Annotated in this window: 17 protein-coding genes; 4 read left to right on the top strand and 13 right to left on the bottom strand. The window is 67.8% G+C overall.

Annotation, left to right across the window (positions count from 1 at the left end):
• Positions 1–190: 190 nt before the first annotated feature.
• The 3 genes from ACLJK8_RS12885 to ACLJK8_RS12875 all read right to left on the bottom strand — a co-directional run bounded on the left by ACLJK8_RS12885 (position 191) and on the right by ACLJK8_RS12875 (position 4,728).
• Positions 191–1,378, bottom strand: a complete 1,188-nt coding sequence (locus ACLJK8_RS12885; protein WP_413150683.1) for a pyridoxal-phosphate-dependent aminotransferase family protein — start codon at positions 1,376–1,378, stop codon at positions 191–193.
• A 95-nt stretch (positions 1,379–1,473) separates the two neighbouring features.
• Entirely contained in the window at positions 1,474–2,838 is a 1,365-nt protein-coding gene (locus ACLJK8_RS12880) for an SLC13 family permease (RefSeq protein WP_413150682.1), read from the bottom strand.
• Positions 2,839–3,420: 582 nt separating this feature from the next.
• On the bottom strand, positions 3,421–4,728 hold the full coding sequence (locus tag ACLJK8_RS12875) for a replication initiation protein (protein WP_413150681.1): 1,308 nt from the start codon (positions 4,726–4,728) through the stop codon (positions 3,421–3,423).
• A gap of 665 nt (positions 4,729–5,393) precedes the next feature.
• On the opposite strand from ACLJK8_RS12875, the gene ACLJK8_RS12870 reads away from it, so the two are divergent.
• Together ACLJK8_RS12870 and ACLJK8_RS12865 are read left to right on the top strand one after the other, a co-directional pair.
• A complete protein-coding gene (locus ACLJK8_RS12870) occupies positions 5,394–6,812 on the top strand; it encodes an AAA family ATPase (protein WP_413150680.1) in 1,419 nt (472 codons plus the stop codon).
• On the top strand, positions 6,790–7,956 hold the full coding sequence (locus ACLJK8_RS12865) for a ParB/RepB/Spo0J family partition protein (protein WP_413150679.1): 1,167 nt from the start codon (positions 6,790–6,792) through the stop codon (positions 7,954–7,956). The genes ACLJK8_RS12870 and ACLJK8_RS12865 overlap by 23 nt, the downstream gene beginning before the upstream one ends.
• Before the next feature lie 410 nt (positions 7,957–8,366).
• Here the strand turns inward: ACLJK8_RS12865 and ACLJK8_RS12860 are convergent, their stop codons facing one another.
• From ACLJK8_RS12860 to ACLJK8_RS12850, 3 genes are all read right to left on the bottom strand, one after another.
• Positions 8,367–9,545 (bottom strand): CaiB/BaiF CoA transferase family protein, encoded by a 1,179-nt coding sequence (locus ACLJK8_RS12860; protein WP_413150678.1) that lies wholly within the window; start codon positions 9,543–9,545, stop codon positions 8,367–8,369.
• Positions 9,542–10,411 carry an acyl-CoA thioesterase gene (locus ACLJK8_RS12855; protein WP_413150677.1) on the bottom strand — a complete coding sequence of 290 codons (870 nt, stop codon included), beginning with the start codon at positions 10,409–10,411 and terminating at the stop codon, positions 9,542–9,544. Before ACLJK8_RS12855 ends, ACLJK8_RS12860 begins: the two co-directional genes overlap by 4 nt.
• Positions 10,412–10,567: 156 nt before the next feature.
• Positions 10,568–11,383 (bottom strand): shikimate dehydrogenase family protein, encoded by an 816-nt coding sequence (locus tag ACLJK8_RS12850; protein WP_413150676.1) that lies wholly within the window; start codon positions 11,381–11,383, stop codon positions 10,568–10,570.
• Positions 11,384–11,583: 200 nt separating this feature from the next.
• Between ACLJK8_RS12850 and ACLJK8_RS12845 the strand changes: the two genes are divergently transcribed.
• Complete coding sequence (locus ACLJK8_RS12845) at positions 11,584–12,309, top strand: carboxymuconolactone decarboxylase family protein (RefSeq protein WP_413150675.1); 726 nt, start codon at positions 11,584–11,586, stop codon at positions 12,307–12,309.
• Positions 12,310–12,368: 59 nt separating this feature from the next.
• Here ACLJK8_RS12845 and ACLJK8_RS12840 read toward each other — a convergent pair whose 3' ends face one another.
• The gene (locus ACLJK8_RS12840) at positions 12,369–13,721 is read right to left on the bottom strand and encodes a TRAP transporter large permease (RefSeq protein WP_413150674.1); all 1,353 of its coding nucleotides are present in this window, start codon (positions 13,719–13,721) and stop codon (positions 12,369–12,371) included.
• Between the two features lie 27 nt (positions 13,722–13,748).
• Between ACLJK8_RS12840 and ACLJK8_RS12835 the strand changes: the two genes are divergently transcribed.
• Positions 13,749–13,967: a hypothetical protein gene (locus ACLJK8_RS12835; RefSeq protein ID WP_413150673.1), complete on the top strand. Its 219-nt coding sequence runs from the start codon at positions 13,749–13,751 to the stop codon at positions 13,965–13,967.
• Between the two features lie 73 nt (positions 13,968–14,040).
• On the opposite strand, the gene ACLJK8_RS12830 is transcribed toward ACLJK8_RS12835, so the two are convergent.
• From ACLJK8_RS12830 to ACLJK8_RS12805, 6 genes are all read right to left on the bottom strand, one after another.
• Positions 14,041–15,255: a CoA transferase gene (locus ACLJK8_RS12830; protein ID WP_413150672.1), complete on the bottom strand. Its 1,215-nt coding sequence runs from the start codon at positions 15,253–15,255 to the stop codon at positions 14,041–14,043.
• 332 nt (positions 15,256–15,587) lie between these two features.
• Positions 15,588–16,481, bottom strand: coding sequence for a sugar phosphate isomerase/epimerase family protein (locus ACLJK8_RS12825; RefSeq protein WP_413150671.1), 894 nt, complete (start codon positions 16,479–16,481; stop codon positions 15,588–15,590).
• A gap of 169 nt (positions 16,482–16,650) precedes the next feature.
• Positions 16,651–17,274: a nucleoside/nucleotide kinase family protein gene (locus ACLJK8_RS12820; protein WP_413150670.1), complete on the bottom strand. Its 624-nt coding sequence runs from the start codon at positions 17,272–17,274 to the stop codon at positions 16,651–16,653.
• A complete protein-coding gene (locus tag ACLJK8_RS12815) occupies positions 17,274–18,275 on the bottom strand; it encodes an ABC transporter permease (protein WP_413150669.1) in 1,002 nt (333 codons plus the stop codon). The genes ACLJK8_RS12820 and ACLJK8_RS12815 overlap by 1 nt, the downstream gene beginning before the upstream one ends.
• Complete coding sequence (locus tag ACLJK8_RS12810) at positions 18,272–19,267, bottom strand: ABC transporter permease (protein WP_413150668.1); 996 nt, start codon at positions 19,265–19,267, stop codon at positions 18,272–18,274. The genes ACLJK8_RS12815 and ACLJK8_RS12810 overlap by 4 nt, the downstream gene beginning before the upstream one ends.
• On the bottom strand, positions 19,260–20,765 hold the full coding sequence (locus tag ACLJK8_RS12805) for a sugar ABC transporter ATP-binding protein (RefSeq protein ID WP_413150667.1): 1,506 nt from the start codon (positions 20,763–20,765) through the stop codon (positions 19,260–19,262). Before ACLJK8_RS12805 ends, ACLJK8_RS12810 begins: the two co-directional genes overlap by 8 nt.
• Between the last annotated feature and the right edge of the window lie 34 nt (positions 20,766–20,799).

The following is a 20,799-nucleotide window of genomic DNA, read 5'->3' as shown; positions in this document are numbered from 1 at the left end:
TGCCGATCGCCGCCGGAATGTCGTAGCCGACTTCCAGGCCCGCGATATCGTCCTGTTTCGTCATCGTTCTTCCCCTTCTCTCATTTCAGCCACGGCAGCTTGTCCAGATCGACATCGCCGCCGGGGGCGACACCGACGCCCATCCCGGCGAAGCTGTCGCGGTCCCTCCAGACGGCGCGCGGCATGCCTCTCACGCGTCGATGCCCGGCGCCGGCGTGCTTTCGAGATAGCGCATCGCCACCCCGACCCCGCCCTTCTCATGCGGCACCCCGGCTTTCCCGAGCCCCATCTCGACACCGCTGAGCGCGCCGATCAGCGTGAGGTCGTTGATGTCGCCGAGATGACCGATGCGGAACACCTTGTCCGCGACCTTGGAGAGACCGCTGCCGAGCGAGATGTTGTAGTGCTTGAGCGCCACGGCGCGGAAATTGTCGGCGCCGTGTCCCTCGGGCATCAGGACGCCGGTGAGGACGCCGCTCTCCTGGCCCTGCCGGTTGCACAGGACCTCGAGGCCCCAGGCGTCCACGGCGGCGCGGGTCGCGGCCGCGTGCCGCTGGTGGCGGGCGAAGACCGTCTCGAGACCTTCCTCATGCAGCATGTCGATGGCATCGATGAGGCCGTAGAGCATGTTGGTCGCCGGCGTATACGGGAAATAGCCCTTGCCGTTGATCCCGAGCATCTCCTCCCAGTCCCAGTAGGACCGCCGCGCCCCACCCGCCTTCGCCGCCGCGAGCGCCTTGGCGCCGACGGCGTTGAAGCTGATCCCGGGCGGCAGCATCAGGCCCTTCTGCGAGCCCGAGACCGCCACATCGACGCCCCATTCGTCGAAGCGGAAGTCGATCGAGGCGAGGCCGGAGATCGTGTCGACCATGAGGAGCGCGGGATGGCCGGCGGCGTCGATCGCCTGGCGGACCTCGGCGATCGGCGAGACCGAGCCGGTCGAGGTCTCGTTGTGGACGACGCAGACCGCCTTGATCTCGTGCCCGGTATCGGCGCGCAGGCGCGTCTCGATCTGGTCGGGGTCCGCGCCCGAGCGCCAGTCGCCGCCGATGAACTCCGCCTCGACGCCGAGCTTCTCGGCCATCTTCTTCCAGAGCGTCGCGAAATGGCCGGTCTCGTACATCAGGACCTTGTCGCCCTCGCGCAGCACGTTGGCGAGCGCGGCCTCCCAGGCGCCGGTACCCGAGGACGGGTAGATGATCACATCCTGTTCGGTCTTGAAGATGGTCTTGATCGCCGCCAGCGCCCTGAGGCCGAGTTCGCCGAATTCGGGGCTCCGGTGGTCGATGACCTGGGCCGACATGGCGCGCAGGACACGGTCCGGGACGGGGCTGGGACCGGGGATCTGCAGGAAGTGGCGTCCGGAAACATGGGTCATGGGTATCTCCTGGGGATGGGGGAGCGGCGGGGCTGAACGGTGGGGATGACGGTCGGGGTGACGGTCGCGGTGACGGCGAGGCTGACCGCGGGGGATCACAGGACGACGAAGAGCAGCCACAGGATCACCGGCGCCACGAGGGTGATCAGCGCGCCGTAGCTGATGAGCTGCCGGTAGAAGACCTGCTTGTCGATGCCCTGCGAATTGGCGAGCACCAGCGCGCCGCTCGTCGAGAAGGGGCTGACATCGACGATCGTGGAGGCGACCGCCATGCCGGCGATGAAGCCGATCGGACCGACGCCGGTTCCGGCCTGCAGGAAGGGCACGGCGAGCGGGATCAGCGCGCCGAGCAGCGCCGTCGAGGAGGCGAAGGCCGAGACGATGGCGCCGATGTAGAAGAGCAGCAGCGCGGCCAGCATCGGCGAGGCCATCGCGGCGACGCTCTCGCCGATGAAATCGATGGTGCCCATGTTGTCGAGCACGGCGATATAGGTGCCGACGCCGGTGATCAGCATGATCTCGGGCCAGGCGACCTGGGCCATCGCGCGCTTCTGCAGGTCGGGCTGGCAGAGCGCGATGACGAGCCCGACCGTCAGCGAGACGAAGCCGATGTCGAGGCCGAAGCCGAGCACCAGGATGGCGACCAGGGCGAGACCGACGATGGTGACGATCTGGACGGGGCCGCCGTCCGATCCCGGGCCCTCGGCGGTCCCGTTGGAGTCGCCGCTTTCCGCCATGTGGCTGCTGAGCGCCTCGGCCTCGCTGTCGCCGAAGATCTGCGGTCCGGTGGCGGGCTTCGCGATCTCGATATGCGGCACGGTGATCGCGCCGTTCGTGCCTTCGGTCATCCTGGCGCTCATCAGCTTGCGGCCGCCGAGGACGAAGAACAGGATGACGACGCAGACGAGGTTGGCGAAGAAGCTCGCCGAGGCGGTCGCCAGTACGTTGAGCGGCAGGCCGGCGCTGGCCACGACGCCGTTGGTGATGCCACCGAAGATGCCGATGGGCGAGAAGGCGCCGGCGGAGGCGCCCTGCGCGACCATCATGCCCATGAGAAGCGGCGGGATCTGGTAGCGGAAGGCGAAGCTCAGCGCGATCGGCGCCACGATCGCCACCGCGCCGGGCGTCACCGCGCCGACCGAGGTCAGGAGCGCCGAGATGCCGAACATGATCCAGGGGATCAGCCCGATCCGGCCGCGCACCGCGCGGACGGCGGCGCGGACCAGCCAGTCGATGGTCCCGTTGTTCTGCGCCAGCGCGAAGAGCCAGGTGATGCCGACGAGGGTCAGGAACAGCCCGCTCGGGAATCCGGCGATGATCTCCTTGGCGGTGTCGGCGGCGATCAGCGAGCCGACGAGGAACGCGCCCACGAAGGCGAGCACGCCGATGTTGATCGGCAGGGCCGTCGCGATGACGAACATCGCGACGAGCAGGAGAATGGCTATCAGGTGATGGGTCATGCAGGCTTCCTCTCCACATGCGCCTCCGTCGAGGGGGGCGTCGTCTGGTTGCGTAATTCATAATTATGAATTCAATTTGATGCCAGAGAAATCTGCATCCGATGCGGATGAGGATCGAATGACCCTTTCGTCCGGGGACGACCCTGCGCGCGGTAGCGATTCTCCTGGGGAGTTTCGAACGCGACCGCGTTCGGTGGAGTTACCGAATCAATCTGATTTTAAACACTTATATATCCGGCAGCGCGACTCGGGCGGCAATGCGCTTCCTTGCGGCCGGATCGCCTTGGGCAAGTCTTCCAATGGTGGAGATCGCGCCCAAATCGGCCCCGACCGCCGCATCCTTCGAAGGAAGGTTGAATGCATTATTCAATTGCGGCGGCCCAAGGTGATTCGAGCCGCGCGACCACGCCCCGCCCCGGCCGACCCCGGCATTTCCTCGAAGCGCCGGCGCGGGACCGAATCGACTGCCGGGCCTCGCCGGCGCGCTGCTCCCGACCCTGCCCGCGGGCCACGATCTTCAGCCGGGAAGGTGGCCCCACCGGTGGATCCGCCGGTCTCGCCCATCCCGTACGGCTGGCGAGTTCACGCGTCGATCGCCTCGAAGAGCCCCGGCTCCAGTTCTTCCCAGAACCTGAGGATCGCGCGGGCGTTGAGGCTGGAGCCCCAGCCATGCTCACGAAAATGCTCGGCGTCGAGCGGGTCGTGGAGCGAGGCGGCGAAGAGCTTGCGGTCGGCATCGCGCTGGGTCGGCGAGCGGGCGGCGGCGGTTTCACGGACGCGGCGGAGCCGCGCGACCCGGAGCCGGCGCTCGCGCTCGGCCGCTTCCGCCTCGGCGAGCGCCTCGGGCGAGACCGGCTCCGCGATCGTGCCCTGCTCCGGTGCCTCGCCGGGCAGGTCACCCCCCTGCCCTGCTCCTGGACGTGCGCCTGAACGTGACCCGGGCCGCCCGGGCATCGCGTAATCCTCCCGGAGCGCGGCGGAGAGATAGCGCAGCGGGCTCGCCACACCATCGCGCGCCTCGACGTAGCTCAGCTTCTCCGCGACATGCGCCTCGCCATGCTCGGCGATCCACTGCCGGGCCAGCCGGTCGCCGACCCCGAGTGCCACCAGCCGGGCATAGACCCCGCTGTCGCGCACGCCCTCGGCGTCGTCGATCTCGAACATCGCGAGCTGCGGGTTCTCGCGGATGCGGAAGCGGATCTCCTCGACCGCCCTGCCCCGCCGCCGGAATTCGGGTGCGACGATGATGTTCGAGGTCCGGTTGATCTCGGTGACGGCGGGTTTGATCACCTTCGCATTCAGGTGCTTGAAGGTCTCGTAATAGCTCGACCCGTCGACCCCCATCAGCCGCCGGAAGAGCTCGATCGGCCACCAGCCGGTGGAGCCGGTCCGGACGAAACGGTAGCAGTTCTCGTAGAGCGCCAGCGCATGGCCGGAGGTGAAGCGGCGCTGGATGTTGAGATTGATGAGCGCGAAGACCTTCGGATCGTGCAGCTTCTCCGCGAGCGCCGGCGAATAGGCGTATTCGCAGACGCCATCCTTGAGCTTGGCATAGGAGAGCAGCGCCGAGACGCCCCACTCCCGCCGCCCGCGCTCATCGAGCATGTCCCATTCCGCGACCGTCTCGGCGAGCCCGCGCAGCGAGGTTTTCAGCGTCGCCATGTCGTTGGAATTGTAGCCGATCATCACCGAGAGCGCCCGCGCGTCGATCCGGTGCGACGGTTTCGACAGCAGATCGTCATAGGCGTTGAGCAGCAGCACGTTGGAGAGCTTGCGCTGCAGTAGCGTGAGCTTGCCCGAGACATGGATCGCCGCGACATTCTTCTTCACCGCGCTGCGCCGGAGCGAGCCGGTCAGCTTCTCGCGCGGGATATCCCTGATCGCATTCATGGTGCGTGCCTGTGGGTTTTCGGAGCCGAGATCGTTCGGGCCCGTGGTTTTGGGGACAGCGTGCCAGACGCGCGTCGCTCGGGCAAGCACCCAGGGCTGGACCGTACGCGGGTACCTCGATGCGCCACGAGCCCTGGACCGCCCTGCCCCGCCCGATTCGCGTCCCGAATCCGGGTACCTTAGGCGCCCAGGCAGCTCACGGGTGCCCCGTGAACGGGTACCTTGAGTGCGGATCGCTGCCACCGAACCGGCCTTTTGGGCTTTCGGAGTCGCTCTGAACGCCCGAAATTAGGCCCGATTGTGCCATCCCGCGAATCGGCACCCGTTGTCCCATGGTGTCCCGCATCCGGGTACTTCCCTTCCTGTTCAAAGGTACCCGTCCCCCTGTTCCCGGGTACCCTCTGGCCCGTGCACGGGTACCATGCGCCCGATACTGCCTTGATATGATGGACGGTTCTCACGGCAAAGATTCTAAAGACTCTTCAAAGACTCTTGAACTTTGTATGGAGCGGCACCCATTCCCGCAGGCCCGAACCGGTGGTTTCGCCGCGAAACCTCGGGCTGGGCTCGGCGCAGATCGATACACGGTTTTCAGAGCGTCATCCCTGTGGAATATAATTCACTGCGATACAGGCAAATCCAATAACAACAGGCAGAACCCGAGCATGACACGCAAGCCGGACCCCGCTCCGCCGCCACCAGCCTATTTCAATCTCGATCCAGAGACAGCCGCCGGCAAGCTCTCCGAGCCGGTCGACACCACCCGATTCGCGAAAGCGGCCGCCTTCGCGTCGCGGGGACGGCTCGATCTCGCCAAGAAGGGCTACGCCCCGGACGGCAAGAAGCGGCTGCGGAAGTTCTCCACCTGGGAGGTCTGCCGCTACCTGCTGCCGATCGCCCCGGCGCATTTCCGCCGCGTGCTGCGCCAGAACCCCGATTTGCCCCAGGGCGAAGGCCAGGGCGGCACCAAATGGTTCACATTGGAGGAAGTCCTGCGGCTCCGCGATCATCTCGCCGACGAGGGTCTCGCGACGAAACAGTACCGGCCGTACCGTCCCAAGGGGCTGCCCGCGAAAATCACCGCCGTGGCCAATTTCAAGGGCGGTGTCGGCAAGACCTCGACGGCCGCGCATCTCGCCATGGCGGCGGCGCTCGACGGCTACCGGGTGCTGGTGATCGACCTCGACAGCCAGGGCTCGATGACCTCGATCCTCGGCGGTTCGGTCGCCGACGAGTGGATGACGGTGTTTCCGCTGATCGCCAAGGACTACGTGCGCTACCTCGATGACGAGAACCGGGTCCGCGCCGCGAAGGGCCTGACCCCCCTGCCCCTCGACGAGACGCTGTCCGAGGCCCGCACCCGCACTGCGCGCGACGTGATCCAGAGCACGCACTGGCCCAACATCGACCTGATCGGCGCGCAGCTCAACCTCTACTGGGCCGAGTTCCAGATCCCGGTCTGGCGCATGCAGGCGCGTGGCTGGCCGCTCTGGGACGGGTTGTCGAACTTCCTGCAGGACGAGGGGCTGCTCGAGAGCTACGACGTGGTGATCCTCGATACGCCGCCGGCGCTCGGCTATCTCACGATCAACGCACTGGCGGCGGCGGACATCCTGCTGGTACCGCTCGGGGCCTCCTTCCTCGAATTCGACTCGACGGGGCGGTTCTTCGACATGCTCTACTCGACCTTCGCCTCGATCGAGGCCGGCGAGAATTCCGCCCGCCGCGCGGCCGGGCTCGAGGAAGTGCGCTTCGAATGGGATGTGGTGCGCGCGCTCATCACCCGCTTCGATGCCAACCAGCAGAGCGACCTGGCGAATGTGATCCAGGCCTATTTCGGTGACCTGATGTCAAGCTATCGGCAGGAATATACCGCGCTGATCGGCCAGGCGGGGGAGCAGGTGAACGGGATCTACGAGGCGGATTACCGCGACTTCAATCGCGAGACCTACGCGCGCGGGCGGGAGGCTTTCGACCGGACCTACGCGGAGTTCAAGGAATTGCTGATCGGCTGCTGGTGGCGCGACCAGCGGATGCTGAAGGCGGAGAAGGAGAGCCGGCATGGCACGCAGAAAGCGGGTTGAGGCGCCGAGCATCGATGAGCTCCGCGACCTGGAGCAGGGTTTCGCGACGAAACCGGCGTCCAATCCCTTCGCGGTGCCGCCGATCGCCCAGGTGGCGGGCGAGGCGGCGGCGGCCTCCGAACCGCTGCCGGCCGAGACCCGGGTCGAAGTGGCGCGGGACCGGTCGGACGCCGAGGCACTGCGCGCCGCGCGCGAGGCCGGGCGGCTGATCGCGGAGATCCCGGTTTCGGAGATTCTCGTGGAGGAGCTGACCCGGGACCGGATGGCGCTCGACCGCGAGGAGATGGATGAGCTGAAGATCTCGATCCGCGCCAACGGTCTGCGGCTGCCGGTCGAGGTCTTCGAACTGCCGGAACCGCCGGGCGGCTCGCCTGACGCCACTGGGGACGGTTCGGGTGAAGGTTCTCGGGGCGGCGTGCGCTACGGGCTGATCTCGGGGCTGCGCCGGGTGACGGCGGTGCGCGAGCTCTACGGACCCGGGGCGCGGATCGCGGCGCTGGTCCGTGCGCCGCGCGACGCGGGCGAGGCGATCGCGGCCATGGTCGAGGAGAACGAGGTCCGCGCCAACCTCAGCCATTACGAACGCGGCCGGATCGCGGCGCTGGCGGTCGGGCAGGGGCGGTTCGCCGATCTCGAGGAATCCGTCGCCCGGCTCTTCGCCTCGGCCTCCAAGGCGAAGCGATCGAAGATCCGCTCCTTCGCACTGGTCCATGAGGAACTCGGGGACATGTTGTCCTTCCCGCAGGCACTGACCGAGAAGGGCGGGCTGCGGCTGGCCAATACGCTTCGCATGGGTTACGAGGCCGCGCTGCGCGCCGCGCTGGCGGAAGGGCAGGGGGTCGATCCGGCGAGCGAGTGGGAGGCGATGCTGCCGGTGATCGAACAGGCGGAGGCCGGCGGCCGGGTGCCGAGCCGGGGCGGCCGCCCGCGCAAGGAGCCGGAGGCGGTGCCGGTGCCTCTTGTCGAATCCTTCGAACTCGCGAACGGCGCGGTGATGCGGCATCTGCGCGACTCGCGGGGCCATGTCATCCGGCTCGAAGGGCCGTCGGTGAGCGCCGAACTGGTGCGCGAGGTCATGGGTGAGATCCAGCGGCTGCTCGGACCGGGCAAGCGGGTTTCGCGGCGAAACCGGATGGAGACGTGAAGCATCCGGGGCTCGGGGAGGGGCAGGGCGCCCTTCAACACAGGTCCCGGGCAGCGTTCGCCGGTTGCTCCCCGATCAGGTCGGGCCCCGGAGGGCGATGATGGCCATCCCCAGAGTCCCAGGCCTCGGAAAGGAGGCAGGTGTCGATGAAGAACATCGCAAGGCCGGGGGCAGGGCCGGGGCCAACGTCCCCCGCTCTCGCCCTCTCCCGGCCGCGAGATCGTCGTCCCAGGCCGCTCCGCGCTCGGTTGCTGTCTTGCGAGATCGAGAATTATCGGACATAGCGAGGAAGCAAGCCATGCGGCGCATTATGCCGCGAATAGCGCCAGAAAGCGCCGGCTTGGCAGAACCGCCCGCGTCAGGCGCCGAGCGCCCCGCGGCGAGGCTGGCCGAGCCTTCGGCGCCGTCCGTCAGACTGTCTCGGCCCCGCGTAGCCGGTCGATTTCCCCGCGGCCGAAGCCATGGCTTGCCAGCACGGCGTCGCTGTGCTCGCCCAGAAGCGGCGGGCGGCTCATCTCGACGCCGCCACGCGAGAGACGGGCCGGGGGCGGCACGATCGGCACGGGGTCGGAGCCGGGGAAGGGCACGTCGCGCATGAAGGTCGCGCGCAGGTCGAGCGCGCCGCCCACCACCTCGGCGGGTGCGAGCACCGGCCCGCAGCCGATATTCGCGCCGCCGAGGATCTCGATGCACTCGTCGCGAGAGCGGCCGGCGGCCCAGTCCCGCATGATCCTGCTGAGTTCCTCGCCATTCTCGCCGCGCAGATCGTCGCTCGCGAAGCGCGGGTCCTCCAGCAGATCCTCACGGCCGATCAGCCGGCACCAGCGTTCGAACACCTTCTGGCCGATGACCTGCATGATGAACCAGCCGTCGCGGGCGCGGAACACGTCCGAGGGTCCCGACATGGGGCTGCGGTTGCCGGTCGGCTCGCGGTGGCGGAAGCCGGTCGCCTCCTCCATCAGGATCTGGTTCGTGATGTTGAGCGATGTCCCGACCAGCGAGCCCTCGACATGCGCGCCCTCGCCGGTCCGCATCCTGCCGATGATCGCCGCCAGCGTCCCGTAGGCCAGCGAGAGCGCGGTCGCGAAGTCGATCGGCGCGGTGGCGGCGCGGAAGGGCTGCCCGGGCTCTCCGGTCAGATGGATCGCGCCGCTGACCGCCTGGCCGACGCCGTCGAAACCGATCCGTTCCGCCATCGGCCCGTCGGTTCCGTAGGCCGAGGCGGAGGCGAGGATGATGTCGGGCCTGATCGCGCGCAACGTGTCGTAGTCGAGCCCGAAATGCCTCAGCCCGCTCGGCGAGTAGTTCGCGACCACGACATCGGCCTGCGCGATCATCCGGCGCATCACCTCGCGGCCCTCGGGCGAGGTCATCCGCAGCGACAGGCTCCGCTTGCCGTCGTTGCATTGCAGGAACTGCGCGCCCTCGCCGTGTCGTGTTACCGGCATCAGATAGCGGTCGTCCTCGCCCTTCGGGCGTTCGACGCGCACGACATCGGCGCCGAGGCTGGCGAGGATATGGGCGCAGTAGGGGCCGGCGATCCAGCGGCCGAAATCGAGGACCCGGATGCCCTCCAGAATGCCATTCATCGTTTCTGGTTCCTTTCGCTCAACTCCTGCGAGAGCGCTTCCCTCAGGAAATCCGGCACCTCGACGGCGCGCCTCGTGTCGAGATTGACGGCGACGAGGCATTGCTCGTTGCTCGCGACGGTCTCGCCGCTTCGGGTGACGATCCGATGCGCGATCGTGAAGGTCCTGCCGCCAACGCCGAGAACGCGCGACTCGCCGTAAAGCACGGTGCCGACCGGTGGCATCGTCCCGAGCGTCACGCGGAATTCGACGGCCATCCGGTTGACACGGCTCCGCTTCGAATAGCCGGGAGTCACCCCGCGGCTGTTGAGAAGGTCGTGGGAAGCGATGGCGAAGCGCCGGGTGATTTCCTCCGCCGTCAGCGCCCCCGTGTGATCCAGCTCGCTCGATCGGACCGGACCCAGCATGACCGTCCCATCGGTCCGCGTGAAGGACGGCCATGCGGGGCCGTCATGCGCTGCGAGACCGCGAGGCATCGCCATCGGGATCGCATCGGCCGCGACATCCGGCAGATCGGCCGCCGAGGTTCCCGGATCGGCGTCGATTCCGGTGTTGATCGCCGTGGCCGACAGCTCGCCCTCGCGGAAGAGCAGATGCGCGATGGCGCCATCCATCGCACCGCCGCGCACGCGCGCGCCGCGGACCGTGACCGCCTGCGAGGCAAAGACCTCGCGGTGAAACCGCATGTGGCGCGCGCGGACCCGCCATCCGCCTGGGCTGATCCCGTCCGGGCCGGCGAAGACACTCTCGGCGGCGAGCTGGAAGGCACGCACGTGGAAGCGGGTGCTCCAGTGATCGTTGAAGTCGCATTCCCAGCTTTCCGCGCGGGCGTGGAAGCTCGGCGCGCCGATCCTCGTCGTCTCCATCTCAGTCGTCCGCTTTCATGGAATGTCTCATCTCGCATCGCGCCGTCCCGGGCGCTCGGCCGCTGGCCGACCGGCTCCGGACGGCGCTCTCCGGCCTGGCCCGTCCGGGCGAGCCGAAGCGGGAGGCGCGGAGAAGGGCTTGCGTCGCGCGGGGGGTCACTCGCGCCCGGCGTGATCCTCGGTCCAGGCGCCGAGCATGAAGTCGACCATCATGCTCTGGACCGCCTCGACCATCTGGTCCCCGGTCGCGGTCCGACAGCCGGCATCGCGGGCGGCCTGGATCAAAGGGGTGACGCCGTGGCCGGCGATCACGTCGCCGACGAAGATCGAGGGATCGAGCAGGCCGGGATCGATCGGCATCGCATCGCCCTCGGCCATGCCGAGATGCGTCGCATGGCAGAGCATGGCGCAGCCGCGCGGGTCGGGCGGGCCATGATGCGCCCGCCCGTCCGCGCGGTCGCCGAGAAGGCGGATGAGATCGCGGACGCGGGTCTCGTCGATATCGTGGATCACGAGTTCCCGCGCACCTCCGGCCAGCAGGGCGATCGCGATCGCGCTTCCCGCGCCGCCCGCGCCGATCAGCAGGACCCTGGACCCCTCGACCACCGCGCCCTGGTCGATCTGCGCCTTCACGAAGGAAGACCCGTCCTGGCTGTCGCCGTGCCATGAGCCGTCTTCGTTCCGGCGAATGACGCTGACGGCGCCGAGCAGCCGTGATGTTTCCGAGAGCGTCGCGCAATGGGCGGTGACCGCGTGCTTGTGCGGCATGGTGACGAGGATGCCGTCAACGTTCCGGCTCGCCGACAATCCCGACATGACCGGATCGAGCGCGTCCCGCGGCACCTCCAGCGGCACGCAGGCGGCATTCGCGCCGCGCGTCCGCAGGCTCGCGGTCAGAAGCTCCGGCGACCGCGCATAAACGATCGGGTCGCCGATGATCGGGAACAGGCGGGTCTCGCCGTCCAGACGCATGTCACTCTCCTTCGTCGGATCTTCGCGCGAGGGTATCGAACGGAAGGGTCTCCGCAAAGCGATCCGGTCGAGGCTTCGGGTCCGCCTATGCGCGATATCGGCGCCCGCTCCGTGGCCGGCGCCGATGATCGCGAGACCGCCCGCTTGGCCGTAGGTCGCGGCCCCGGGACTGTCCGAACCCCCGATCCAAGGAGAGAGAGATGACCGACGAGGAACCGACCCGCTCCGCTCCGCCGGAGGCGCATGCGGTGTCGCCGCGTTTCGCCGAATATACCGACAGGCTCCTGTTCGGCGAAGTCTGGCAGCGGCCGGGCCTGTCCATGCGGGACAAGTCCATGCTGACCTGCTCCGTGCTGATCGCTCTGAACAGGTCACAGTACCTGAGCTTTCATGCGCGCCGCGCGCTCGACAACGGGCTGAGCCCGCGCGAGCTCAGCGAGATCGTCACACAACTTGCGGTCTATTGCGGCTGGCCAATGGCATCGGCGGCGGTCAGCGAACTGGCGCCGGTCTATGCCGAGCGGGGGATCGGCGCGGAGGATGTGGCGCCCGAACCCGTGCCTCCGCTCGACGCCGATCCGGGGATGGAGCTTCGCCGAAAGGCCGTGCTCGATGCCTCGATCGGCGCGGTCTCGCCCGACCTGGCGCGCTATTCCAACGAACTGCTGTTCGGGGATCTCTGGCTCCACCCCGAGCTTGCGCCGCGCGACCGCAGTCTCGTGACGCTGGCGGCGATCTGGGCGATGGGCCTTCAGCCGCTGCTCGACTACCAGTACCGGCGGGCTTTCGACAATGGCGTGACGCGGGACGAAATCAGCGATGCGCTGGTCCATTGCGCCTTCTATGTTGGTTGGCCCCGCGCGATGGCCGCCGCGATGGTCGCGCGCGAGGTTCTCGTCGGGGATGATGGAGAGGACCACGCCTGAGGATTCGGAAAACGGCTTCGCGGAGGCGGGACACCCTTCTCCGCGAAGCCCGCGCGCGATCAGCCCGCGATGTTCGGCAGCCAGAGCGTGATGATCGGGAAGGCGATCAGCAGTGCCAGCGTCACGAGATCCGTCAGCACGAAGGCGAAGGCGCCCCGGAACACCGTGGAGAGCGGCGCGACACCCTTCAGCGACGAGCTGATCACATAGCAGTTCAGCCCGACCGGCGGCGTCACCATGCCGATCTCGAGCAGCTTCACCACGATGATGCCGAACCAGATCATGTCGACATTCGCCTGCTGCAGCAGCGGGTAGATGATCGGCAGGGTCAGGAGCATGATGCCGATGCCTTCGATGAACATCCCGAGCAGCACATAGATCACCGCGATCATCACGATCAGCGTGTACTTGTCGCTGGCGATCGAGAGCATCGCGCCGGAGATCACGCGCGGAACACCCGTCAGCCCGAGAAAGGCGGTGAACATCGTGGCGCCGACGGCGATGATGAAGATCGTGCTGGTTCCGATCGCGGCGTCGCGCACCGCCGCCTTGATGACGGCGAGCGTCAGCGTGCGGCGGAAGGCGGCGATCAGCATCGCGATCGAGGCGCCGACGGCGCCGGCCTCGGTCGGCGTCATCACGCCGAAGAAGATGCCGCCCAGCACGCCGAGGATCAGCGTCGGCAGCGGCCAGACCTCCTTGAAGGCCTGGATGCGTTCCTCGCGCGGCGGGTTGTAGTCGATCGTCGGCGCGAGCTTCGGGTTCAGCTTCGCCCGGATCATGATCATCGACATGTACATGATCGTCGAGAGAGCGCCGGGGATGAAGCCGGCGAGGAAGAGCTTGCCGACCGAGACCTGGGCGAAGATGCCGTAGACGATCATCAGGATCGACGGCGGGATCAGCGAGCCGAGCGTTCCGGCCGATGCGATGGTGCCGGTCGCGAGCGCCTTGTCGTATCCGGCCTTCAGCATCTCGGGCACCGCGATGCGCGACATCGCGGCCGAGGTCGCGACCGACGAGCCCGAGGCCGCTGAGAAGAGCGCGCAGGCGCCGACCCCCGCGCAGGCCGGTCCACCGGGGACGCGCCGCAGCACGATCCGCATCGCGTCGAAGAGCCCACTGGTCAGCCCGCCATTGCTGGCGATGAAGCCCATCAGGAGGAACATCGGCACGGCGCTGAAGCTCCAGTTCGCGATGAAGTCGAACGGGATCGCCCGCGCCATGCCCCAGGCGACCTGAAAGCCGGTCGCGCTCCAGACGCCGACGAAGGACACCAGCAGAAGGACGATGCCGATCGGTGCCCGCATCGCAATCAGGAACAGGACCAGGCCGAGGCTCGCGAAGCCCACCGACCGGCGCTGGCCAGCGGTCGCGCCGGTTCTTCGGATGGCAGGCCGCAGTCCGGACATCACCCCAACCGCGACAGAAGGCCGCGCATGGTCTGGCAAGGGAACTATGACAAGCTGTTCGTCGGTGGCGCCTGGGTCGCGCCGAAGGGGCGCGACGCGCGCTGGACGCTCAAGCGTGGCCGGCGCAAGCGCCGCCCGGATGGGACGATGATGGAGGCGATCACCACCCCCATCTTCGGTTACAAGTCCCACATCAACATCGACAGGACCCACGGTCTGATCCGGAATCGGCGGCGATCTCGATGACCTTGAGACCGGTGAGAGGGCCCATGAAATCCTCCTGATCCGAAGCGGCTTTGCCCGATCCCGCTGGGCGGGCTCAGACCGCGATGACGCGCCGCTCCAGCAGGTCGCCGATCCGGGCCTGGGCGAGCCCCAGATCGACCGACAGAACCTCCTCGGTATGCGCGCCCAGCCGGGGAGCCGGAACGGGCGCGTGCGTCTCGGTGCCGGAAATCCGCGCCATCGCCGCCGGCACCGGATAGAGTCCGGTCGGCTGCGGCGTCTCGGTGAACATCGGGTTGTCGCGGACCAGCCGCGGATCTCCCTCGACCGCCTCGCGCAACGTCCGGTAGGGCTCCCAGCAGCCCGGCTCGCGGTCCAGACTTTCGGCGATCTCGGCGAAGGGCCGGGCAAGAACGGCCCTTTCGATGACGGGAAAGATCTCCCTGCGATGCGTGAAGCGCACGCCTTCGTCGCGGGCGAAGCTGATCCCGAGCCGCGCCTCGACCGATTCGATCTCTTCCCGGATGTCGAGCGCCCTGACGAGACCGGACCATTGCCGGGGTGTGATCGCGACGATCATGATGCGCCGCCCATCCGCCGTCAGGAAATCCCGCCCGAAGGCGCCGTAGAGGTCGTTGCCCATCTTGCCCCGGTCGCCATGCGCCAGCACCTCGGCGATCTGGCCGAGGTTCGCGAGCGAGCCGATGGCGATGTCGCTGAGCGACAGGCAGACCTCGCCACCCTGACCCGTGGCGCTCCGCCGCCGTTCCGCCGCGAGCAGCGCGAAGGCGCCGTAGGCACCCGTCAGAAGGTCCCACGCCGGGAGCGAACTGTTCACCGGTCGCGTGGAATTGGCGTCCGGATCCCCTGTCATGAAGGGCACGCCGACCGCCGCGTTCACGGTGTAATCGACCCCGCTTCGCCCATCCGGCCAGCCCATGACCCTGAGCGTGATCAGATCGGGCCGCAGCGCCGCCAGCCGTTCATGCGCGAGGAACCCGCCCTCCGGGTAGTTGGTCACGAAGAGCCCGCGCCCCGGCCCGGGCATGGTGATGATCTCCGTCGCGAGCTCGCGGCCTTCCTCGCTCCTCAGGTCGACGGCGATCGAGAGTTTGCCCTGATTGAGGCTTTCCCAGTAATAACTCCCGCCCGCGTGGGAGATGGGCCAGCGCCGCTGATCGGGTCCGCCCCCGATCATGTCGAACTTGATGACGCGCGCGCCAAACTGATGAAGATGCAAGGAGCAGGACGGCCCGGCGATGAAGGACGCGCCCTCGACCACGGTCAGATCACTCAGAATCCGGTACATGCTTCTCCCTGTCCCTCGAGTTCGCTCCCTGTCCCCGCGGCATTCGGGGGCGGGGCACCCACGCGCCATGAGGCTTCGGGCCGCAAGCTAGCGAAAGCGATCAGGCCGCGCCAATACGGGGGATTGATGGCCGTGAAAGGCCATGCCTGTCGGCGCCGAGCCTTTCGGGGTTCCCGCCGAATGACGCTTGTCCGGCTTCGACTCCGCGGCCGGAGCCCGCGGATCATCCGCGCAAAGCAAAACGGCGCGCGAGGACTCGCGCGCCGGAGGAGGGCCGCCAGGGCACGGAGAGACAGGGCCGGGGAAACAGGTCCGGAGAAGCCGGGCCGATCTCAGGGCAGGAGGCTTCGGCCGGCCTGTCGTTCCACTTCCTTGGCGGCCTTCAGCTGCGCCTTCGTATACATGAGCGCGTGCGTGGCGAGGTCGAAACCGTCTTCCCACAGGTTGCGCCAGACCCCGAGGATGCCTTCGAGCGGCTGGCCCACGACGCGGCTCGAGAAGCTCTCGAAGGTGATCGGGCCCTGGTACTTCGCGCGGACGATGGCGCGGAACACCGACTGAAGGTCGATCGACCCGGAGCCGAGGTAGCCGCGATGGCTGTCGCCGGTATGGAAGTAGCCGATATGCGGCGCGGCGTCGATGATCGCGGAGGTGATGTCCGATTCCTCGATGTTCATGTGATAGACATCGAGATGAACCTTCACGTTCGGCGCATCGATGCGCTTGCACATCTCGACCCCCTGGGCGGCGGTGTTGAGGATGTTGGTCTCGTAGCGGTTGACGACCTCCAGGCAGAGGTCGATGTCGCTCCGCGCCGCGACCTCCGCGACCTCGCGCAGGATCTCGGCCGAACGGGCGATGCCGCCGGGCGTGGGCTGGGTGTAGTATTTCCCGAAGGCGGAATAGAGGATGCCGGCGATCGATTTGCCGCCGCAGTCGCGGCAGACGGAGACCGCGTCGAGCAGGAGCGCCTTGCCGCGCTTCTCCTTCTCCGGGTCCTCCGAGGAGATGTCGGAGTCGAAGTCGAGCCCCATCGAGAAGGCGATGCCGATGCCGGCCTGTTCGAGCAGCCTGGTCGTCACCTCGGGGTTGATCGAGGACGGGTCGAGCGACGGCGCCTCGATGAAGTCGAAGCCCGCCTCGGCGGTCTTGTTGATCGCGCGCGTGGCCTGTTCCTTGCTCCAGCCGTGCTCCCAGACGAAGGCGTGGACACCCAGCTTGTTCATGGTCAGTCTCCCAAGGTTGTTTCCGCCGCGCCCCGGCTTTGGGGGACGCATCTGGCGCGTTGCCCGGACGGGCGTGCGAGCTCATCGGCCGCCGCCCGATGGTCCCCGGGCGGGGCAGGAGTCATGGCTTCGGGGCAGCCCGGCGACGGACACCGGTGCCCGGCGGCGCTCACGTCACGACGTAATCCGCCGAGGACCCCGAGGCGATCACCAGCCGGCCGTTGGGCAGGTCGTTGTCCTCGAGCTTCGCCACGATCTCGGACTCGCTCAGGCCGTGGCCGACCCAGCGCGCCCGCAGGCGCCGTCGCAGCTCCTCCTCGGGAACGTCGATGCTCACGGTCGCGTCGAAGAACGGGCGGAGCTGGCGCCAGGGGTCGGCGTCGAGCAGCAGGTAGTTCCCCTCGGCCAGGATCAGCCTCACCTCCGGCCCGATGATCCGGGCGCTGCCGCGCGAGATCTCCAGGTCGCGGTCGAAGACCGGAACGGCCACCGCGCCCTCGGCCGGGTCCCGCAACCGGTTGAGCGTGCCGCGCAGGCCGCCCACATCGAATGTATCGGGCGCCCCCTTCCAGGGCCGCCGCCCCATCGCATGCAGGACGGCGTCGTCATAGTGGAAGCCGTCCATCGGCAGGATCGCCACCGGCTGACCCGCCAGCTCGTCCGCCAGACGCTCCACCAGCGTCGATTTTCCCGATCCGGGCGCGCCGGCGATCGCCAGCACCCGCCGCTCGGGACGCGCGAGCAGGTCGCGCGCCACCTCGACCAGATCGCCGAATTCGATCCGCCTGGCCATCAGGGTCGCTTCCGGAAGAAGAAATTGACCACTGCCAGGAACTGCTCCGACCGCAGGATCATCACGGCGATGAGGAAAAGCCCCCAGACGGCGGTCGCGAGATGCTGGTTGGCGCCGATCAGATTGAGCCCGGAGGTCAGGATCTGCAGGATCAGCACCGAGAGCACCACCGGCGCCACCTTGCCATGCCCGCCGAAGGGATCGATGCCGCCGAGAAAGATCGCGAGCACGGTGACGAGCAGCAGGGCCTCGCCATGACCGACGCGGACCGAGTTGAACCGGGCGGCCATCAGGATGCCCGCCACCGCGCAGAGCGTGCCCGAGAGCGCGTAGATGAGCACCAGCGTCCGCTTGGTGTCGATGCCGGAATATTCGGTCGCGCGGATGTTCGAGCCCACCATGTAGACGGCGAAGCCATGCCGGGCCCGGCGCAGCATGATGTGCCAGACGAGGGCCACGATGCCGAAGAGGATGAGCGGCATCGGCAGGCCCAGGAACGAGCCGTGGCCGAGGAAGGCGAGATGCGGCGGGAAGCCCGAGATGTCGCCGCCCCGGGTCAGGAACTCGCCGAGGCCGCGCAGGAAGATCATCATGGCGAGCGACACGAGGATCGGATGCGCGCCGACATAGGCGATCACCGCGCCCATCACCGCGCCCGCGACCGTTCCGACGGCGAGCGCCGCGAGCGAGCCGACGATGATCGCGAACACGCCCGCCTCGGGACCGCCGAACTGGAGCAGCACCCAGGCGAGCGTCAGCCCGGAGATGTTCGCGGTGTAGATGATCGCGAGATTGAGCCCGCCGGAGATCATCGGCGCCAGCATCGCGAGCGTGAGCACGCCGAGCAGCGGCGCCTGGAAGCCGATGGAGGAAAGGCTGCCCGCGGTCAGGAACTGCGGCGTGGCGAGGCTGAAGCAGACCACCATGATCGCCATCAGGATCAGCAGGCCGAAGGTCTCGCGCCCGAAATATTCGCGCGCCCGGTAGATCGCCGCGTTCATTTGCCGCCCTCCGCGCGCTTGGCGAACAAGTTTCCGAACGAGATGCTCGATGTCGAGATCGCGACGAGGATGGCCGCGCCGATGATCATCTGGAAGGCGAAGGGCGAGATGCCGAGAAGGTTGAGGCCGTTCTGGGTGACGGCGACGAACATGACGCCGAGCACGCAGCCGGTGATCGTGCCCCGCCCGCCGCCGAGACGCGCGCCGCCGAGAACCACGGCCGCCAGCACTTCGAGCTCGCGTCCGTAGAGCGCGTTCGGGACCACTTCCTGCACCAGGTTCACCTGCATGAGCCCGGCGATCCCCGCCATGAGCCCGCACCAGCCGAAGGCGAGCGCCTGCATCACCGCGATGCTGACCCCGGCCCGCCGCGCGCCCTCGGGATTGTCGCCGAAGGCGTAGAGCTGGCGCCCGATGTTGACGCGGCGGATCAGCACCCAGGTCAGGCCCACGCAGACGACCATGACCGCGAAGGGCAGCGTCAGTTCCGACCAGGTGCCGTCGGCCGATTCATGCTCGAAGAGGATGACGCGTTCGGTCCACCAGTCGGGCAGGGTATAGATGCTGCGCCCGCCGCTCATGAACATCAGGAGCCCGAAGAAGGCGTTGAAGGTCGCGATGGTGACGACGATCGAGATGATGCGGAACCTGTGGATCAGCCCGGCATTGATGAGGCCGAGCAGGGTGCCGAGGATGCCGCAGACGAGAAAGCCGAGGATCCAGTTGCCCCCGCCCATGCCGATCAGGATCTTCGCCGCCACGTACTGCACGACCGACGAGGCGACCGCGAAGGATATGTCGATCCCGCCCGCGATCAGCACCACGAGCAGCCCGACCGCCCAGATCAGGTTGACCGAGTTGTTGTTGAGGAGCGCCGTGATGTTCGCCATCGTCAGGAATGTGTCGGTCGAGAGCGCCAGCCCGACGCAGAGCAGGGCGAGCACGACGAGCAGGCGGAGTTCGACCTGTCGGTCGCGGAACGGGTTACTCATAGATCGCCTCCTCCAGCGCCTTCACCGAGACCGCGCGGGGATCGTATTCGCGCACGAAGCGGCCATGTGCCATGTGCAGGATCCGGTCCGAGTTGTAGAGCACCTCGGTCACCTCGTCCGAAATGAGCAGGATCGCGAGCCCCTGTTCGGCGAGGTCGCGGGCGATGCGGAAGATGCCGGCGCGGGCGCCCACGTCGACGCCGACGGTCGGGCTGTCGAGGATCAGGAGCTTCGGCTCGGTCGCGAGCCATTTCGCCAGCACCACCTTCTGCTGGTTGCCGCCCGAGAGGGTCGAGATCGCATTCTCGGGCAGTCCGATCTTGATGCCGAGCCGCTTGACCCAGCCGGCGAGGAGGTCGTCCTTGGCCGCCGGCGAGATCAGGCCGAACCGGTCGAGCAGCCGGTCGAGCACCGAGATCGCGGCGTTGTCCACGATCGACTGTTTCTGCAGGAGGCCGAGTTGCAGCCGGTCCTCCGAGACATAGGCCATGCCGCTCTCGATCGCGTCGCGGATCGACTCCGGCTCGTAACGCTGCCCGCGAAGCTCCATCGTGCCGGAGGCCGGCCGGCTCATCCCCATCATCGCATGGGCGAGCTCGGTCCGGCCGGCGCCGAGCAGCCCGATCAGGCCGACGATCTCGCCCTGGCGGATCTTGAGGTCGATCTTCTCGAACTGTCCGGGGAGGGTGAGGTCGCGGGCCTCGAAGACGACGGGCGCGGCGCTCATGTCGCGCGCCGCCACCGTGTCCTCGAGCAGATGCCCGGTCATGAGTTCGCCCAGCCGCGCCTGGGTCATGCCCTCCGTCGGATAGACGCCGATGAGGCGGCCGTCGCGGACCACCGTCACGCGTTTCGCGATCTCCAGCACCTCGGCAAGCCGGTGGCTCACGAAGACGATGGCCACGCCGTCGGCGGAGAGCCGGCGCACGATGTCGAGCAGCTTGTCGGTTTCGGACTGGGTGAGGGAGGCGGTCGGCTCGTCCATGAAGATGAGCCGGGCCTCGTTCATCAGCGCGCGCGCGATGGCCACGACCTGACGCTGGGCGATCGGCAGGGTTTCGAGCGCGACATCGAGGTTCAGCGTCACGCCGAGCCGGTCGAGCGCCGCCCGCGCCCGCTCCTTCATGCCGCCGTAGTTCACGCCGCGCGGGCGGAGGCCGACCATCTCGTCGAAGGCGATGTTCTCGGCCACGCTCATGTTCGGGAAGAGCGCGAGATCCTGCCAGATCACCGACACGCCCATGGCGCGCGACTGGACCGGCGTGATGCCGTCGAGCCTCTCCCCGAAGAGCTCGAAGACCTCCGCCGATTCCGGGCGATAGACGCCGGTCACGATCTTGATGAGCGTGGACTTGCCGCAACCGTTCTCACCGGCGAGGCAATGCACCTCGCCTTCGAGAACCTCGAAATCAACGTTGTCGAGCGCCTTGACGCCTCCGAAGATCTTCGAGACGCCTTTCAGTCGTAGCGCATGGCCTCCCGGCCCGCTGTCGAGCATCGCAATGCCTCCCCCGAAAGCCCGCGGGCGGGAT

The sequence above is a fragment of the Amaricoccus sp. W119 genome (genome assembly GCF_047275745.1).
Classification (GTDB): Bacteria; Pseudomonadota; Alphaproteobacteria; order Rhodobacterales; family Rhodobacteraceae; genus Amaricoccus.
The sequence above is the reverse complement of the archived record's forward strand: the minus strand, read 5'-3'. Positions and strand labels throughout refer to the sequence as shown.